The 15,707-nt window shown below is 61.6% G+C and carries 19 protein-coding genes; 10 read left to right on the top strand and 9 right to left on the bottom strand.

Annotated features, from left to right (window positions below):
* Positions 1 to 18: 18 nt before the first annotated feature.
* The 7 genes from OF122_RS00505 to coaA all read left to right on the top strand — a co-directional run bounded on the left by OF122_RS00505 (position 19) and on the right by coaA (position 4,339).
* Positions 19 to 387: a DUF2628 domain-containing protein gene (locus tag OF122_RS00505; protein ID WP_264225941.1), complete on the top strand. Its 369-nt coding sequence runs from the start codon at positions 19 to 21 to the stop codon at positions 385 to 387.
* Complete coding sequence (gene hisH, locus OF122_RS00500; RefSeq protein ID WP_264225940.1) at positions 384 to 1,034, top strand: imidazole glycerol phosphate synthase subunit HisH; 651 nt, start codon at positions 384 to 386, stop codon at positions 1,032 to 1,034. Before OF122_RS00505 ends, hisH begins: the two co-directional genes overlap by 4 nt.
* Positions 1,034 to 1,399 carry a nuclear transport factor 2 family protein gene (locus OF122_RS00495; protein WP_264225939.1) on the top strand — a complete coding sequence of 122 codons (366 nt, stop codon included), beginning with the start codon at positions 1,034 to 1,036 and terminating at the stop codon, positions 1,397 to 1,399. Before hisH ends, OF122_RS00495 begins: the two co-directional genes overlap by 1 nt.
* Positions 1,396 to 2,130 carry a 1-(5-phosphoribosyl)-5-[(5-phosphoribosylamino)methylideneamino]imidazole-4-carboxamide isomerase gene (hisA, locus tag OF122_RS00490; RefSeq protein ID WP_264225938.1) on the top strand — a complete coding sequence of 245 codons (735 nt, stop codon included), beginning with the start codon at positions 1,396 to 1,398 and terminating at the stop codon, positions 2,128 to 2,130. The genes OF122_RS00495 and hisA overlap by 4 nt, the downstream gene beginning before the upstream one ends.
* 106 nt (positions 2,131 to 2,236) lie before the next feature.
* Entirely contained in the window at positions 2,237 to 3,001 is a 765-nt protein-coding gene (gene hisF / locus OF122_RS00485; protein WP_264225937.1) for an imidazole glycerol phosphate synthase subunit HisF, read from the top strand.
* 70 nt (positions 3,002 to 3,071) lie between these two features.
* Positions 3,072 to 3,392, top strand: a complete 321-nt coding sequence (locus OF122_RS00480; RefSeq protein WP_264225936.1) for a phosphoribosyl-ATP diphosphatase — start codon at positions 3,072 to 3,074, stop codon at positions 3,390 to 3,392.
* 2 nt (positions 3,393 to 3,394) lie between these two features.
* A complete protein-coding gene (coaA, locus tag OF122_RS00475) occupies positions 3,395 to 4,339 on the top strand; it encodes a type I pantothenate kinase (protein WP_264225935.1) in 945 nt (314 codons plus the stop codon).
* On the opposite strand, the gene OF122_RS00470 is transcribed toward coaA, so the two are convergent.
* Both OF122_RS00470 and nth read right to left on the bottom strand, forming a co-directional pair.
* Entirely contained in the window at positions 4,336 to 5,337 is a 1,002-nt protein-coding gene (locus tag OF122_RS00470; RefSeq protein WP_264225934.1) for an adenosine kinase, read from the bottom strand. The two genes, coaA and OF122_RS00470, sit on opposite strands and share 4 nt — an antisense overlap.
* Before the next feature lie 70 nt (positions 5,338 to 5,407).
* Entirely contained in the window at positions 5,408 to 6,055 is a 648-nt protein-coding gene (gene nth, locus OF122_RS00465) for an endonuclease III (RefSeq protein WP_264225933.1), read from the bottom strand.
* A 78-nt stretch (positions 6,056 to 6,133) separates the two neighbouring features.
* Here nth and OF122_RS00460 point away from each other — a divergent pair, with 78 nt between their 5' ends.
* The 3 genes from OF122_RS00460 (at position 6,134) to OF122_RS00450 (ending at position 8,610) form a co-directional block, all read left to right on the top strand.
* Positions 6,134 to 6,601 (top strand): DUF2244 domain-containing protein, encoded by a 468-nt coding sequence (locus OF122_RS00460; protein WP_264225932.1) that lies wholly within the window; start codon positions 6,134 to 6,136, stop codon positions 6,599 to 6,601.
* A gap of 61 nt (positions 6,602 to 6,662) precedes the next feature.
* Positions 6,663 to 7,535: a methylated-DNA--[protein]-cysteine S-methyltransferase gene (locus OF122_RS00455; protein ID WP_264227719.1), complete on the top strand. Its 873-nt coding sequence runs from the start codon at positions 6,663 to 6,665 to the stop codon at positions 7,533 to 7,535.
* Between the two features lie 58 nt (positions 7,536 to 7,593).
* Positions 7,594 to 8,610 (top strand): AI-2E family transporter, encoded by a 1,017-nt coding sequence (locus tag OF122_RS00450; RefSeq protein WP_264225931.1) that lies wholly within the window; start codon positions 7,594 to 7,596, stop codon positions 8,608 to 8,610.
* Here OF122_RS00450 and OF122_RS00445 read toward each other — a convergent pair.
* The 7 genes from OF122_RS00445 to grpE form a co-directional block, all read right to left on the bottom strand.
* Positions 8,607 to 9,221 (bottom strand): 2,3-bisphosphoglycerate-dependent phosphoglycerate mutase, encoded by a 615-nt coding sequence (locus tag OF122_RS00445; protein WP_264225930.1) that lies wholly within the window; start codon positions 9,219 to 9,221, stop codon positions 8,607 to 8,609. The genes OF122_RS00450 and OF122_RS00445 overlap by 4 nt on opposite strands.
* 48 nt (positions 9,222 to 9,269) lie before the next feature.
* On the bottom strand, positions 9,270 to 10,076 hold the full coding sequence (dapB, locus tag OF122_RS00440) for a 4-hydroxy-tetrahydrodipicolinate reductase (RefSeq protein WP_264225929.1): 807 nt from the start codon (positions 10,074 to 10,076) through the stop codon (positions 9,270 to 9,272).
* A 10-nt stretch (positions 10,077 to 10,086) separates the two neighbouring features.
* The gene (pyrF, locus tag OF122_RS00435) at positions 10,087 to 10,773 is read right to left on the bottom strand and encodes an orotidine-5'-phosphate decarboxylase (protein ID WP_264225928.1); all 687 of its coding nucleotides are present in this window, start codon (positions 10,771 to 10,773) and stop codon (positions 10,087 to 10,089) included.
* A gap of 72 nt (positions 10,774 to 10,845) precedes the next feature.
* On the bottom strand, positions 10,846 to 11,397 hold the full coding sequence (locus tag OF122_RS00430; protein ID WP_264225927.1) for an NADPH-dependent FMN reductase: 552 nt from the start codon (positions 11,395 to 11,397) through the stop codon (positions 10,846 to 10,848).
* Between the two features lie 121 nt (positions 11,398 to 11,518).
* Positions 11,519 to 12,646, bottom strand: coding sequence for a molecular chaperone DnaJ (gene dnaJ / locus OF122_RS00425; RefSeq protein ID WP_264225926.1), 1,128 nt, complete (start codon positions 12,644 to 12,646; stop codon positions 11,519 to 11,521).
* Between the two features lie 274 nt (positions 12,647 to 12,920).
* A complete protein-coding gene (dnaK, locus tag OF122_RS00420) occupies positions 12,921 to 14,831 on the bottom strand; it encodes a molecular chaperone DnaK (RefSeq protein ID WP_264225925.1) in 1,911 nt (636 codons plus the stop codon).
* 200 nt (positions 14,832 to 15,031) lie between these two features.
* On the bottom strand, positions 15,032 to 15,661 hold the full coding sequence (gene grpE / locus OF122_RS00415; protein WP_264225924.1) for a nucleotide exchange factor GrpE: 630 nt from the start codon (positions 15,659 to 15,661) through the stop codon (positions 15,032 to 15,034).
* Positions 15,662 to 15,707 lie beyond the last annotated feature (46 nt).

Here is a 15,707-nt window from a genome sequence, read left to right as displayed (position 1 = left end):
CCGTTACGGACCGGTCTCATGACCCTCTATGCTATTTATGCCAAGCCGGAAAACGGCCCCGACGCCATTCATGTTCTGCCCGAAAAATTCAGTTGGGGCGCCTTTCTGTTCGCCCCGTTCTGGGCCCTTGCGCGCGGCGCGATTGCCTATCTTGTGCTCTGGGTCGTCGTGGTGATTGGACTTTTTGTGCTCGCGCCCCATATCGGTGATGATCTTTCAGTGTTGCTCTATCTGATCTTTGCGTTGTGGACCGGCTTTGCGGCCGCGCCCATCGCCGGCCAGGCGCTGGAAAACCGCAACTGGATCGCGAGCGGGGAATTGGCCGCCGACAGCACAATCTCCGCCGAGCAGATATGGCTCGAAAAAACCTACGGACCCCGCCAATGAGCCAGATCGTTGCCATCATCGACTATGGAGCAGGCAATCTCAAATCGGCGCAAAAGGCTTTTGCCCGCGCCGCCGAAGGAACCGAAACCGAAATCATCGTCACCTCCGATGCCGATCTGGTCCGCAACGCCGACAGGATAGTCCTGCCCGGCGTCGGTGCCTTTGCCGATTGCATGGCAGGGCTTGATGCCGTGCCCGGCATGCATGAGGTGCTGACCGAAAAGGTGATCGCCGGCGGTGCACCATTCCTTGGCGTCTGCGTCGGCATGCAGCTTCTGGCCAGCGTCGGGCGGGAAAAGACCGAAACAAAGGGGCTGGGCTGGATCGCCGGCGCGATTGAAAAGATCGAGCCGTCCGACCCCGCGCTCAAGGTGCCGCATATGGGCTGGAACACGCTCAGCGTTTCACGCGCCCACGTCCTTCTTGAAGGCATCGAGACGGGCGAAAATGGCCTGCACGCTTACTTCGTGCACTCCTATCACATGAAGGCTGAAAAGCCCGAGGAGGTGATCGCCACCGCCGATTATGGCGGTCCGATCACGGCCATCGTCGGTCGCGACAACATTTTCGGCACCCAGTTCCACCCCGAAAAAAGCCAATCACTTGGCCTGGCGCTCATTGAGAACTTTCTCGGATGGACGCCTTGATGGACGAGCCGGAACGGATCGTCACCTCCTGGTGCGACGCCATAACCCGGCGCGACAAGGATGCCTTTCTCGGCCTGTGCCACGAGGCCGTGGCCTTTTATGGCCCCGAAGGTGCCGGTGTTGGCCATGAGGTCGTTTCAGACTGGTTTGATGCCGAGCCGATGCGCATTACGATCAAGGACATGCGGACCGATGGTCTGACAGTGCGGCTCGATCATCACATCGACTGGCTCGACGCCAACGGCGATGTCGAGTACGAGGCAGACAACGCCGCTCAAATCGAGATACGAGACGCCAAGGTCTATTCCTACCGCCGCGTCGAAGAACCACCCCATGTCGCTGAGGACCCGGTCGTTTCACCATGATTTTGTTTCCCGCCATCGACCTCAAGAACGGCCAGTGCGTGCGCCTCAAGCTTGGCGACATGGAACAGGCGACTGTCTTCAACGATGATCCGGCAGCCCAGGCCAGGGCGTTCGAGGATCAGGGGTTTGAATATCTCCACGTCGTCGATCTCAACGGCGCCTTTGCCGGTGAAAGCGTCAATGGCGCGGCAGTGGAGGCAATCCTTAGGGCCGTCGATTTCCCGGTCCAGCTCGGTGGCGGCATTCGCAAGCTCGCCCATATCGAAAGCTGGCTCGAAAAGGGCCTGGCCCGCGTCATTCTCGGCACCGTCGCCGTGCGCGATCCCGAACTGGTCAAGGCCGCTTGCAAGGCGTTCCCCGGTCGGGTTGCCGTGGGCATCGACGCGCGCGGCGGCAAGGTGGCCGTGGAAGGCTGGGCGGAAACTTCCGAACTCTCGGCCATCGACCTTGCGCAACGCTTCGAGGGCGCGGGGGTTGCGGCGATCATCTATACCGATATCGACCGTGACGGGGTTTTGAAGGGCATCAACTGGCCCTCGACGCTGGAACTGGCCAAGGCCACATCCATTCCGGTCATCGCTTCGGGTGGTCTGGCCGACATCGGGGACATCCGCCGCATGACCGAGCCCGACGCCCAGATTCTCGAAGGCGCGATCTCGGGCCGGGCGCTCTATGACGGCCGCATTGATTCACGTGAAGCACTGGCACTTTTGAAGGGCGAGGCGGCATGACCCTCAAGGCCCGTATCATCCCTTGCCTCGACGTCAGGGACGCCCGGCTTGCCCGCAGCGGCGCAGCCGCGAGGACAGCAAATTTCAAAAGAGGAGCGGGCGTCCGATGACCCTCAAGGCCCGTATTATTCCCTGCCTCGACGTCAAGGACGGCCGCGTCGTCAAGGGCGTCAATTTCGTCGATCTTGTCGATGCCGGCGATCCGGTCGAAGCGGCCATTGCCTATGATGCGGCGGGAGCCGACGAGCTGTGCTTTCTTGATATCGCCGCCAGCCACGAAGGCCGCGATACGATTTTTGACGTCGTGGCGCGCACGGCCGAGCATTGTTTCATGCCGGTCACCGTGGGCGGGGGCGTGCGTTCCAATGACGATATCCGCAAACTGCTGTTGTCCGGCGCCGATAAGGTTTCGATCAATTCCGCTGCGGTCAACGACCCCGATTTCGTGGCGCGGGCCGCCGACAAGTTCGGCAATCAGTGCATTGTGGTTTCGGTCGACGCCAAACGCGGCGACTCGGGCACCTGGGAAATTTTCACCCATGGCGGGCGCAAGCCGACCGGGCTCAACGCCGTGGAATTCGCCATTGGCGCCGTCGAGCGCGGAGCCGGCGAGTTGCTGGTCACCTCCATGGACCGCGACGGGACAAAGTCCGGTTTCGATCTCGAGCTGACCCGTACCATCGCCGATGCGGTGGAAGTCCCGGTTATCGCCTCGGGCGGGGTTGGCACTCTCGATCACCTTGTCGATGGCATCAAAAAGGGCCACGCGACTGCTGTTCTGGCCGCTTCGATCTTTCACTTTGGCACGTTCACCATCGGCGAGGCCAAGGCGCATATGGCTGCCGCCGGTATTCCCATGCGGCTCGACTAACCTTTTTGACTGCTTGCACCCTGCCCCCGGCGATGATTAGACGGATGGCGGGGAGACGGAGGCCCAATTCATGACATTGAGCATCGAAGCGCTTGACGCGCGCCTGGCCGAGCGGGCGAACGCCTCGCCCGAGGAGTCCTATACGGCAAAGCTGATCGCCAGGGGAACCGCCAAATGCGCCCAGAAACTGGGCGAAGAGGCCGTTGAGACAGTGATTGCGGCGATGAGCGGCGATCGCGAGGAACTGGTCAAGGAAGGCGCCGACCTTGTCTATCACCTTCTGGTTCTGTTGCGCTCGGAGGGCGTGGCGCTCTCTGAAGTGTCCGATGAACTTGACCGGCGCACGGCGCAATCGGGTCTGGCCGAAAAGGCCGCAAGGCCCAGGGACTGAGAATGCCCAAGAGTTCCTACACGCCTTATCTGAGTTTTTCTATCGACGAATGGGCACGGCTGCGCGCTGACGAGCCCATGACGCTCAATGCCGAAGATATCGAACACCTCCGGGCCCTCAACGATCCGATCTCGCTGGCTGAAGCCGAAATCGTCTATCTGCCGCTAACCCGACTGCTCTCGTTCTACGTCGAAGCCATTCAGGGCATCCACTACGCCTCGACGCGCTTTCTGGGCCATAACGGGGCAAAGGTGCCCTTCATCATCGGTGTTGCCGGTTCGGTGGCGGTGGGCAAATCGACCACCGCCCGCATCCTGCGCGCCTTGCTGCGCCGCTGGCCGAGCTCGCCCAAGGTCGATCTCATCACCACCGACGGGTTCCTCTATCCCAACAGGGTGCTCGAGGAGCGCGGGTTGATGCAGCGCAAGGGTTTTCCCGAAAGCTATGACCGGTCGGCCTTCGTTCAGTTTCTCGCCGCGATCAAATCGGGCCAGCCCAGGGTCAGCGCCCCGACCTATTCTCATCTGGTCTACGATATCGTACCCGACAAGACCAACACCGTGGAGAGCCCCGACATTCTCATCGTCGAGGGGCTCAACATTCTTCAGCCCGGCGAATTGCCTAAAACCGGCAACCCGATCGTCTTCGCGTCCGACTTCATCGATTTCTCGGTCTATATCGACGCCGACGAGGACGTGCTCGAGGCCTGGTATGTGGAGCGCTTCATGAAGCTGCGCGAAACGGCTTTCCGCGACCCCCAGAGCTTTTTCAAGCGCTTTTCCGAGCTTTCCGAGCTGACGGCAGTTTCGACGGCCAAGTCCATCTGGCAGTCTATCAATTTGCCGAATCTGCGCGAAAACATCCTGCCCACCCGCGGGCGGGCCGATCTGATTCTCAAGAAAGGCGCCGACCACTCCATCCACGAAGTGGCGTTGCGCAAGGTCTAGACGGCTATACCTTCGCCGCGTGCGAGTTCCTTGAGATCGGCCACCGGGCGCGCGCCATAGTGCGAAATCACTTCCGATGCGGCCAGGCACCCCAGCTTGAGCGCCTCTTCCATCGATTGTCCGCGCGCCGTGGCGAGCAGGAAGCCCGATGCGAAAAGATCGCCCGCGCCGGTCACATCGACGACATCGCTGACTGGAAAGGCCGGGACTGAAACGATTTCCCCGTTCTTGATCGCCATGGCGCCGCGCGCGCCCATGGTGACCGCTGCGATTTCGGCGTCTTCGGCCAACTGGCGCACGGCGACGTTGAGATCGTCGGTATCATAGAGCGCCTTGACCTCCTCGATATTGGCAAAGACGTAATCCATGGTCTTTGACTTGATGAGATCGAGAAACTCGTTGCGGAACCGGTTGACGCAGAACGGGTCCGACAGCGTGATCGCTGCGGCACGCTCATTCTTGTGGGCGTAGTGGGCGGCCTTGACGAAGGCCTTCTTGGCTTGCGGGGGGTCCCACAGATAGCCTTCCATATAGGTAATGGCCGAAGCCCCTATGGTCTCCTCGACGATATCGTCTTCGGTCAGGTGCTGGCAGGCGCCCAGATAGGTGTTCATGGTGCGCTCGCCATCGGGCGTCACAAGGATCATCGAGCGCGCGGTGGCCGGGCCGTCATAAAGATAGCCGGTTTCATACCCGATCCCCTTGGTATCGAAATCGTCCCGGAAGATCAGGCCCAGCTCGTCCTCGGCAACCTTGCCCACAAACGCGGCCCGGCCGCCCAGCGCCGCAACGCCCGCCGCCGTATTGGCCGAACTGCCGCCCGGAATGATGGTCTTGTTCTGGGGCATCTTGGAGAAAAGATCCGCCGAGCGATCCGCATCGACAAGATGCATGATCGATTTGCGCAAGCCTTCATCGACAAGGAAAGTGTCATCGATCGGGGCGATCACATCGACGATGGCGTTGCCGATGGTCAGGACGTCGAACCGCGTGGTCATCGGCGCTCCGCATAAACTGTCATGGATACTGCCCCTCGCTTAAGCCATAGCGGCCGGGGGCGCAACCGGTCTAGCCGGCGGTCTTGGCCGGATAGCGGCACCACTCGGCGATGATGCAGCGATAGCATTCGGGCTTGCGCGCCTTGCACACATAGCGCCCATGCAGGATCAGCCAGTGATGGGCGTGCAGCAGATAGTGCTTGGGTACCCGCTTGAGAAGCGCCAGCTCCACAGCCAGCGGCGTTTTGCCCGGCGCGATCCCCGTGCGGTTGCCCACGCGAAACAGATGGGTGTCCACGGCAATGGTGGGCTGGCCGAACCCGATATTGAGCACCACGTTTGCTGTCTTGCGGCCCACCCCGGGCAGGGCCTCGAGCGCCTCGCGGGTATCGGGGACCTGGCCGTCGTATTTTTCGATCAGCATCTGGCTCAAAAGGAAGACGTTTTTGGCCTTGTTGCGGTACAGCCCGATGGTCTTGATATGCTCGCGGATAGCGTCTTCGCCCAGCGCCACCATCTTTTCGGGCGTATCGGCAATGGCAAACAGCGCCCTGGTTGCCTTGTTGACTCCCACATCGGTGGCCTGGGCGGACAACACCACGGCGACCAGAAGCGTAAAGACATTGACGTAGTCGAGTTCACCCTTGGGCTCGGGATCGTGAAGCGAGAAGGCTTCGAAGATCTTTTCGATCTCGGCCCTGGTCAGTGGCTTGGGCATGGGGCGCGGCGATATTTGATTTGATTTTTGTCCGGACAATCCCCTTAGAATGGTCATGAGCCCAAAAGGCAAGCCGAGATGACCCAGAGCCCGCTCTTTGCCGCATTGCTGAGCCCTCACCGCTCGCTTTCGCCCCAGGCAATCCGCTGGGTGATAGCATTCACCAGCGTCATGGCGTCGATCCCCGGCATCGCGTTTTACGCCATGGGCGCCTGGCCGGTCGTGGGGCTTCTGGGGCTCGATGTGCTCCTGCTCTATTGGGCGCTCACCGCTTCGCTGCGCGACAAGGACATGTTCGAGGAAATCACCCTCTGGCCCGATGCCCTCGATATCCGCCATGTCACCAAGAAGGGCCGGGAAACCGCTGTCTCGTTCAATCCCTTCTTCATCCGGCTCTCGGTCATCAGAGACAATGAGAACCGGGTTACGGCGCTCAAGATCGTGACGCGCGAAGGCGAGATCGAGATCGGGCGGTTCCTCACCCCCGACGACAAGGCGAGTTTTGCCGATGCCTTCGGGCATGCTTTGAGCCGGGCAAAGCGCTGATCGACGTAAAAATCGGGTCGTACGGTACCAGATCGGTCGATAGTGTGAGCCCATGAACGAGATGACACCAATTTCACAGCTTCCCGATATGACCAGCGCCGAGACCTATCGCACCATCGCGCGGGCCATCGAATACCTCTCGATGCCTGGCCCCGAAGCGTCCGATATCGCCGGGCTGGCCCATGCGCTCTCGATCAGCGAACGCCAGCTGGTCGATATGTTCCGCCGCTGGTGCGGGTTGACGCCCAAGAGCTTTGCCCAGGCCGTGGCGCTCGACCACGCGCGAAAGCTTTTGCGCGACAATATGAGCGTGCTCGATACGACCTATGAGTTGGGCCTTTCGGGCCCCTCCCGTCTCCATGACCTGTTCGTGACCTATGACGCGGTGCCTCCGGGCATCTACCGCGCAAAGGGGGCCGGGCTCGAAGTCACCTGGGGCTATGCGCCATCGCCCTTCGGAAAGGTGTGCCTGATGGTCACCCAATATGGCGTGGCCGGCATTTCCTTTGCCGATGACGGCAAGGAGCAGTACGCCTTTGAAGATCTGGCCAGCCGCTGGCCGAATGCCGGGTACAGGCGCGACGACAACGCGGTTGCCCCGATTGCCGTCCGCATTTTCGATCCTGACCGGTGGGATCCCCAACAGCCGGTCCGGCTGGTGATGATCGGCTCCCAGTTCGAGATCAAGGTCTGGGAAACCCTGCTCAAGGTGCCCGCCGGTCGCGCCGCCACCTATGGCGAGGTCGCAAGGGCGGTAGGAAAGCCCAACGCAGCCCGCGCCATCGGCCGGGCGGTCGGGCGCAACCCCATTTCCTTTGTCGTCCCTTGTCATCGGATCGTGGGCTCGAGCGGTGCGCTCACCGGCTATCATTGGGGCATCGTGCGCAAACGCGCCATTCTGGGCTGGGAAGCGGGGCTCCTCGCTTCACAATAGCGCATGGAACTCCTGGGCGTTTCAGGCCTTAGCCTCTCGTAAGAGGCGGAGGGCTGATTTGGCGCGCATAATAGTTCTGGCACTTATCGGACTTCTGGCACTGGTGCTGGTCGCGCTTTACGCGCACATCTTCATGCTGGTGTTTGCCGCCATTCTCGTGGCCGCCGTGCTCGACGCGCTCATCCGGCTGTCGATGCGGCTCGTGCCCGTCCTCCCGCGTGCGTTTGCCGTGGTCCTGACCCTGATCTTTGTCGTGGCGGTCATCATCATTGCCGCCATCGGCGGCGGGGTGACGATTGTCACGCAGTTCGATGCCCTTTCAAGTGCACTGGGCGAGGCCTGGGACATGGTGGCGAGCCAGCTCAATGATTGGGGCCTGCCGGTGGCGCGTACCTTCGATGTGACCGATATCGTCGAAGCCATCCCCGAACCCCAGACCATTTTTGGCGGCGCCGGTGCCGTCCTGGGCACAGGGTTCGGCCTGATTTCGAACATGGTGATCGTCTTTCTCACCGGCATATTTCTCGCCATCGATCCCAGGCGATATCGCGACGGGCTGACCATTCTCTTGCCCATAAAGGCCCGCCCGCGGGCCCGCGAGGTGCTCGGCAAGGCCGGCGTGACGCTTCAGCACTGGCTGGTGGGGCAGCTGGCGCTGATGGCGATTGTGGGCGGATTGACGACAGCCCTCCTCCTTGTAATGGGCCTGTCCTACGGGCTGACGCTCGGCCTGATCGCGGGCCTGCTCAACTTCATTCCCTTTGTGGGGCCGATCCTGGCCTTCATCCCCATCGGTCTGTCGATGATCGGCCAGGACTGGACGACCGCGCTCATCGTTCTGGGTGGCTATACCCTGATCCAGCAGTTCGACGCCAATGTCACGACCCCGCTGATCCAGGATCGGGTGGTCAATCTCGCCCCGGCCCTGACCGTCATCTTCCTTTTGTTCATGGGCGTGGCACTGGGCCCGCTCGGGGTGGCGCTGGGCACACCCCTGCTTGCCGCTCTGCGCGTCCTGGTGCTCGAGCTTTATGTGCGCGACGTCCTGGGCGATACGCCCGAAAACGTTGACTAAAGCTCTTCGGTCGAAACCCGCTTGCCCTCGGCATCGATGCCGTAAATGATTGGCGCTCCAGTGGCGATTTCGCGTTTGAGGATCGCTTCTTCGTCAAGCCCCTCGAGCTTCATGACCAAAGCCCGCAGCGAATTGCCGTGCGCCGTGACCAGGACGGTCTTTCCAGCCTTGAGCAACGGCTCGATCTCGGCTTCGTAGTACGGCAGAACCCGCGCCGCGGTGTCTTTCAGACTCTCGCCACCCGGCGGGGGCACGTCATAGGAGCGGCGCCAGATATGGACCTGTTCGTCGCCCCATTTCTCCCGCGCGTCGTCCTTGTTGAGCCCCGACAGGTCACCGTAATCGCGCTCGTTGAGCTTGTGACTGCGAACGATCGTGAGGTCGGTGATGCCCATTTCCTCGAGCATCAGATCGAGCGTGCGCTGCGCGCGGGTCAGCGCCGAAGTGAAATAGGCATCGGGAACCGTGCCGCGCGCCTTGAGCGCCTGCCCGGCCTTTTTCGCTTCCTCGATCCCCAGATCGGTCAGCCCGGGATTCTTCCAGCCGGTGAACAGATTTTTCAAGTTCCATTCGCTCTGGCCGTGGCGAACGAGGATCAGCGTGCCGGTCATAGATCAGTCCTTGTCATTGAGCGTGTTCGATAGCGCGGTCATAAAGAATCAAAGGCCGAGAACATCGGCCATGGAATAAAGACCCGCCGGCTGCTCGGCGGCCCACAGTGCCGCCCGGAGCGCGCCGTCGGCAAACAGCGTCCGGTCGCGTGCAGAGTGAGACAGGGTGATGGTTTCGGCCATGGACGAAAACAGCACCGAATGCTCGCCCACAATTCCGCCGCCGCGCAGTGTGGCAAAGCCGATCGAGCCGGGCTCGCGTGCCCCCGTGTGCCCGTCACGCACCTTGACCCAATTGTCGGCAAGATCGATGCCGCGGCCCTCGGCTGCCGCTTCGCCCAGAAGCAGCGCCGTACCCGAAGGCGCGTCCACCTTGTGGCGGTGATGCATTTCGAGAATTTCGATATCGAACCCGATATCGAGGCTGGCCGCTGTCTTTTTGACCAGCGCGGCAAGAAGGTTCACCCCAAGGCTCATATTGCCCGATTTGACGATTCGCGCGCCCTCGGCACCGGCCCTTGCGATCGCGGCGTCGTCTTCGGGCGAGCAGCCGGTCGTGCCGATAATGTGGATCAGCTTGCGCTCGGCCGCCCGGCGGGCCAGCGCCACGCTCAGTTGCGGCGCCGTGAAATCGAGCACCGCATCCACCTGGTCGACGATATCGAGCGGCGTATCACCGATGACAACTCCCAGAGGTTCGAGCCCAACCAGGCTACCTGCATCCTTGCCCAGAACGCTCGAATTGTCCCGATCGGCAGCCGCCGCAAGTGTCATGCCGCCATGGGCGGCCACCGCGCGGATAACCGTCTGTCCCATGCGCCCGCCCGCGCCCACAACCCCGATTTTCAATGCCATGGTGTTCCCCTTACGCCGCCTGCATTTCGGCCAGCACCGCCTGCGCGCTCTGGCGCGGGCTGGGTGCGGCAATGATGGGGCGCGCCACCACAAGGTGGGACGCTCCCGCCGTCAGCGCATCGGCCGGTGTCATCACCCGCTTCTGGTCGCCCTTGTCAGAACCCGAGGGGCGGATGCCCGGCGTCACGACAGCCATGTCGGGCCCGACGATTTCGCGTATGGCCCGCGCCTCGAAGGCCGAGGCGACGACACCGCCCATGCCCGCTTCGCGCGCCTGCCGCGCCCGGCGCGCCACAAGCTCGTCAACGGAAATGCCATAACCGGCTTCATCGAGATCGGCCTGATCCATTGAGGTGAGGACCGTTACGCCAAGCAGGCACAGGGAGCTCCCTTCGGCCGCCTTGACCGCCGCCGCCATCGCCTTGGGATAGGCATGAAGCGTCAGCATGGTCGCCCCGGTATCGGCAATCGCCGCGACGCCTTTGGCAACCGTGTTGTCGATATCGAGAAGCTTGAGGTCGAAAAACACGCGCTTTCCGGCCTTGAGTAATTCCTTGCCCACGATCAGCCCGTCGCCGCCGTAAAAGAGCTGATAGCCGATCTTGTAGAAATCGACGATGCCGTCGAGCCGCGAAATCATGTCCTCGGCTTCTCTGCGTGTCCCGACATCGAGCCCGACAATCAGGTCACCGGCCATTCCATGTCTCCGCGTGCTTTGGTGTGTGAGGGCTCGATGCCACGAGTTGCGCGTGAGCGCAAGCGCCCGGCCTCAAATCCCGCCACGCGAAAAATGGGTGAGCTCTTTCACCATCTGGTCGATCTTGGCGATCACGCCGGCCTCAGCCACGGTGCCGTCATCGGCAAAGACGCTTGAATCCGGCCCCGTGCCAAGCAGCGTCGGCACCACCACCGCCCCGATCTTGGAAAGCGAATCGCGCAGATGGCTCTGCGCCCATATGGTCCCGTAGCGCCCCGAGGATACCCCGCCGATCCCGAACACCGCATGCCGGAAGGGCGAAGGCTTTTGCCGCGACAGCCAGGCGATCGTGTTGACCATCAATGGCGGCAGCCCGCCATTGTATTCGGGCGTGGCGATAAACACGATATCATGGGATCGGAACAGATCGGCCAGTCGCCCCGCGGCCTCGGGCACATTGTCGGGCTCGAGATCCTGGTTGAAAATCGGCATCTCGAAATCTTTGAGCGTGATCGAATTGACCGTAACCCCCGCCGCAGCGAGCTTGGCATCCACCGCATCCTGAAGCATCTTGTTGACCGATCCGGTGCGGATCGAGCCGCAAAGGGTAAGGGCTCTAGCCATTGGCATCTCCTGATTGGGTTTTGCGCCAGTTAAGCCGCCTCACTTTGGCCGCGGCAAGCGCTCACAGACAAAAAAAGCCCTCCGCGGTGGGAGGGCTTTTCCAGAATGCCCACTGACCGGCTCAGTGGAACATGGTCTTGAGCTTGTCGAAAAACCCTTCCGATCCCGGCGAGGTTTCGCGGTTGGAGAGGTTTTCGAACTCCTCGAGCAGTTCGCGCTGGCGCTTTGAAAGCTTTTGCGGCGTTTCCACATCGAGCTGAACGTAGAGGTCGCCGACCTGCTGGCTGCGCAGCACCGGCATGCCCTTGCCTTTCAAACGCACGCGCTGGCCGGGCTGGGTGCCTTCATTGACCTTGACCTTGGCGCGGCTGCCTTCGAGCGTCGGCACTTCGAACTCGCCGCCCAGAGCTGCGGTGATCATAGAAATGGGCACCTTGGCGTAAAGATCGGCCCCGTCACGCTGGAACAACTGGTGCGGTTTTACCGAAACGAAAATGTAAAGATCGCCGGCTGGTCCGCCGCGCAATCCCGCCTCGCCTTCGCCGCCCAGGCGAATGCGCGTACCGTCCTCGATTCCCTTTGGAACATCGACCGAAAGCGTGCGCGAGGTCTGCCTGCGACCCTGCCCGTGGCAGTCCGTGCAGGGCTGGTCCATGGTTTCCCCGCGCCCGTGGCACTGGGGACAGGTCTGCTGGATGGTGAAGAACCCTTGCGCCGCGCGCACCTTGCCATGCCCGCTGCACATGCGGCACGTGGAAAACCCGGTGCCCGGCTTGGCGCCCGTTCCATCGCAGGTTTCGCACCCGATCAGGGATGGCACGTCGATATCGACTGTCGTGCCCGCAAAAGCATCTTCGAGGGTAATTTCGAGATTGTAGCGCAGATCCGAACCGCGCTGGCGGCCGTCGCGCTGGCGCTGGCGTGAGGCCCCGCCCATGAATTCCCCGAAAATGTCTTCGAAAATATCGGACATCGAGGAGGAAAAGTCATTCCCGAACCCGTGGGCTCCACCACCGCCGCCGCCGTTGAACGCCGCATGGCCGAACCGGTCATAGGCCGCGCGCTTTTGCGGGTCCTTGAGCGTGTCGTAGGCCTCGGAAACTTCCTTGAACTTGTGCTCGGCCTCGGTGTCTCCCGGATTGCGGTCCGGATGATACTGCATGGCCAGCTTGCGATAGGCGGATTTCAGCGCCGCGGCATCGCAGGATTTTTCGACTCCGAGCACGGAATAAAAATCGGCTTTGCTCATGAGCTCAATGTACCCCCATATCGCGGCAGGGGCAGAAAATGGACGGGTGCAAGATCATCTCTTGTGCCAAACCAACCGTTCTTGTCATGACGCATCTCTCTTGGGGCCAGCATTGGCCGAAGCCCTTGTGCGCCTAGGTAATCATCGTTGCTGCCTGTTACCATAGGCAGCGGCGAAAAGACCAGCACTCACCGGTGATTCACGTGAAACTGGCGCCCTGGAAAAAACAGTGCCGCCCGAAGGCGGCACTGCGATCATTTTCAAGGCAGAAGGTTTACGCCGACTTCTTGTCGTCGTCGTCCTTGACCTCTTCGAAGTCGGCATCGACCACGTCGTCATCGGCCTGGGCGTCACCCGCGGCAGCGGCTTCGGCTTCTTCCTGGCTGGCCTTGTACATGGCTTCGCCAAGCTTCATCGAAGCCTGGGCAAGCGCCGCGGCCTTTTCCTTGATCGCCTCGGGGTCGTCGCCCTCGAGTGCGGTCCTGGTATCGGCAATGGCGGTCTCGATCTCGGTCCTGATCTCGGCCGTTACCTTGTCACCATGCTCCTTGAGCGAGGATTCGGTGGAATGCACGAGGCTTTCGGCCTGGTTCTTGGCTTCCACGACTTCGCGGCGCTTCTTGTCGGCCTCCGCGTTCGCTTCGGCGTCCTTGACCATCTGCTCGATATCGGCGTCCGAAAGACCGCCCGAGGCCTGGATGCGGATCTGCTGCTCCTTGCCCGTGCCCTTGTCTTTCGCCGAAACATTGACGATGCCGTTGGCGTCGATGTCGAAGGTCACCTCGACCTGCGGCACTCCGCGTGGCGCCGAGGGGATACCGACCAGATCGAACTGGCCGAGCATCTTGTTGTCGGCCGCCATTTCGCGCTCGCCCTGGAAGACCCGGATGGTCACCGCCGACTGATTGTCTTCAGCGGTGGAGAACACCTGGCTCTTTTTGGTCGGGATCGTCGTGTTGCGGTCGATCAGGCGGGTGAACACGCCACCGAGCGTCTCGATGCCCAGCGAAAGCGGGGTCACGTCGAGCAGCAGCACGTCTTTCACATCGCCCTGCAGAACGCCGGCCTGAATGGCGGCGCCCATGGCAACCACTTCGTCAGGGTTCACGCCCTTGTGGGGTTCCTTGCCAAAGAAGTTCTTCACCTCTTCCTGCACCTTGGGCATGCGGGTCATGCCGCCGACCAGAACGACTTCGTCGATCTCGCCAGCCGAAATCCCGGCATCCTTGAGCGCTGCGCGGCACGGATCGATGGTGCGCTTGATCAGATCTTCAACGATCGATTCGAACTTGGCGCGGGTCAGCTTGAGCTGCAGATGCTTGGGGCCCGAAGCGTCCGCGGTGATGAACGGCAGGTTCACTTCGGTCTGGCTGGCGGACGAAAGCTCGATCTTGGCCTTTTCGGCAGCTTCCTTGAGCCGCTGCAGCGCCAGCTTGTCGCCGCGCAGGTCAATGCCCTGCTCTTTCTTGAACTCGTCGGCGAGGTAATCGACAAGACGCATGTCGAAATCTTCACCGCCAAGGAAGGTATCGCCATTGGTGGATTTGACTTCGAAAACGCCGTCGCCGATCTCGAGGATCGAAATATCGAACGTGCCGCCGCCAAGGTCATAGACAGCGATCGTGCCGGATTCTTTCTTGTCCAGCCCGTAGGCCAGCGCGGCAGCGGTCGGCTCGTTGATGATGCGGAGCACTTCGAGCCCGGCGATCTTGCCGGCGTCCTTGGTGGCCTGGCGCTGGCTGTCGTTGAAATAGGCCGGAACCGTGATGACGGCCTGAGTCACCGGTTCACCGAGATAGCTCTCGGCGGTCTCCTTCATCTTGCCAAGGATCATGGCGGAGACTTCGGACGGAGAAGATTTCTTCCCATCCGCTTCCACCCAGGCGTCGCCATTGTCAGCCTTGACGATCTTGTAGGGCACAAGGCCCTTGTCCTTGGTGACCATCGGGTCTTCGAACCGGCGCCCGATCAGGCGCTTGACGGCAAACAGCGTGCCCTCGGGGTTGGTCACGGCCTGGCGCTTGGCCGGCTGGCCCACGAGACGCTCGCCATCGCTTGAGAAGGCCACCATGGACGGCGTGGTGCGCGCGCCCTCGGCATTCTCGATCACTTTGGGGTTTTTGCCGTCCATGACGGCAACGCACGAATTGGTCGTGCCCAGGTCAATACCGATTACTTTTCCCATTCCGAAACCTCATTTCTCGAGCGAGTCCTAAAATTTGGCTCTGACCCCTCAACGCGCCCATTCACGTTGCGGCATCGCATTGATCGGTCGTGCCGGACCCCTCTGGGGGATGGATTTGGCCCGGTTTCCCGGGCTTGTTGGCTATATAAGGAGGGGGGGAGGGCCCTTCAAGCGCGCCCCCCGCTTTGCGTGAATTTTTGTCAGGCCGATTTGTCGAGTCCATCGCCGGGCTCGGCGTCCGTTTTGGGTGCGGGCTTGTTGCCACCCTTGGCCACGCCCACCATGGCGGGGCGCAGAACGCGCTCGCCAATGGCATATCCGGTCTGGACCACCTGAACCACCGTGCCTTCGGGCACGGAGGGGTCAGGCACTTCAAACATGGCCTGATGGCGGTGGGGGTCGAACTTTTCGCCCTCGGCCACGATCGGGATCACCCCGTTCTTTTGCAAAAGCCGCTGCATTTCGCGCTCGGTCATCTCGATCCCCTCGATCAGGGATTTGAGCGTGCCGTCGGCGTTTTCCCGCAATTCGGCGGGAATGACCATCAGGGCGCGCGAGAGATTGTCGGTGGCCACCAGCATGTCGCGGGCAAACCCGGCAATGGCATAAGAGCGCGTGTCGGAAACTTCGCGCTCGGTGCGCTTGCGCAGGTTTTCCATTTCGGCCGCCGTGCGCAGCACCTGGTCGCGCAGCTGTTCCTTTTCGGCTTCAAGCTGGGCGATGCGCTCCTCGGCCGTCGGCTCGGTGGAAACCGCTTCTGCGTCCTCGGCCTCAAGGCGCGGATCGATGTCGTCGTTCGGCTCTGGCGTCGTGTTGTCGTCGCTCATCATTGCTCTTTCAACGATTGGGGAAGTTAAGGTTGGCTGCCATATCGGC

It is taken from the genome of Pelagibacterium flavum (genome assembly GCF_025854335.1).
Taxonomy (GTDB): domain Bacteria; phylum Pseudomonadota; class Alphaproteobacteria; order Rhizobiales; family Devosiaceae; genus Pelagibacterium; species Pelagibacterium flavum.
Note: the sequence above shows the minus strand (reverse complement) of the source record. Positions and strands in the feature narration are given on the sequence as shown.

Bases quoted from the DNA above. Each gene is read 5' to 3' on its own strand.
- pyrF (WP_264225928.1), bottom strand. From the start codon at position 10,773: ATGGCCGGTGACCTGATTGTCGGGCTCGATGTCGGGACACGCAGAGAA.
- OF122_RS00470 (WP_264225934.1), bottom strand. From the start codon at position 5,337: ATGACCACGCGGTTCGACGTCCTGACCATCGGCAACGCCATCGTCGAT.
- OF122_RS00455 (WP_264227719.1), top strand. From the start codon at position 6,663: ATGACACCAATTTCACAGCTTCCCGATATGACCAGCGCCGAGACCTAT.
- OF122_RS00460 (WP_264225932.1), top strand. From the start codon at position 6,134: ATGACCCAGAGCCCGCTCTTTGCCGCATTGCTGAGCCCTCACCGCTCG.
- OF122_RS00505 (WP_264225941.1), top strand. From the start codon at position 19: ATGACCCTCTATGCTATTTATGCCAAGCCGGAAAACGGCCCCGACGCC.
- OF122_RS00430 (WP_264225927.1), bottom strand. From the start codon at position 11,397: ATGGCTAGAGCCCTTACCCTTTGCGGCTCGATCCGCACCGGATCGGTC.
- hisH (WP_264225940.1), top strand. From the start codon at position 384: ATGAGCCAGATCGTTGCCATCATCGACTATGGAGCAGGCAATCTCAAA.
- dnaJ (WP_264225926.1), bottom strand. From the start codon at position 12,646: ATGAGCAAAGCCGATTTTTATTCCGTGCTCGGAGTCGAAAAATCCTGC.
- hisA (WP_264225938.1), top strand. From the start codon at position 1,396: ATGATTTTGTTTCCCGCCATCGACCTCAAGAACGGCCAGTGCGTGCGC.
- nth (WP_264225933.1), bottom strand. From the start codon at position 6,055: ATGCCCAAGCCACTGACCAGGGCCGAGATCGAAAAGATCTTCGAAGCC.
- dnaK (WP_264225925.1), bottom strand. From the start codon at position 14,831: ATGGGAAAAGTAATCGGTATTGACCTGGGCACGACCAATTCGTGCGTT.
- grpE (WP_264225924.1), bottom strand. From the start codon at position 15,661: ATGATGAGCGACGACAACACGACGCCAGAGCCGAACGACGACATCGAT.
- OF122_RS00445 (WP_264225930.1), bottom strand. From the start codon at position 9,221: ATGACCGGCACGCTGATCCTCGTTCGCCACGGCCAGAGCGAATGGAAC.
- OF122_RS00480 (WP_264225936.1), top strand. From the start codon at position 3,072: ATGACATTGAGCATCGAAGCGCTTGACGCGCGCCTGGCCGAGCGGGCG.
- OF122_RS00495 (WP_264225939.1), top strand. From the start codon at position 1,034: ATGGACGAGCCGGAACGGATCGTCACCTCCTGGTGCGACGCCATAACC.
- hisF (WP_264225937.1), top strand. From the start codon at position 2,237: ATGACCCTCAAGGCCCGTATTATTCCCTGCCTCGACGTCAAGGACGGC.
- coaA (WP_264225935.1), top strand. From the start codon at position 3,395: ATGCCCAAGAGTTCCTACACGCCTTATCTGAGTTTTTCTATCGACGAA.
- dapB (WP_264225929.1), bottom strand. From the start codon at position 10,076: ATGGCATTGAAAATCGGGGTTGTGGGCGCGGGCGGGCGCATGGGACAG.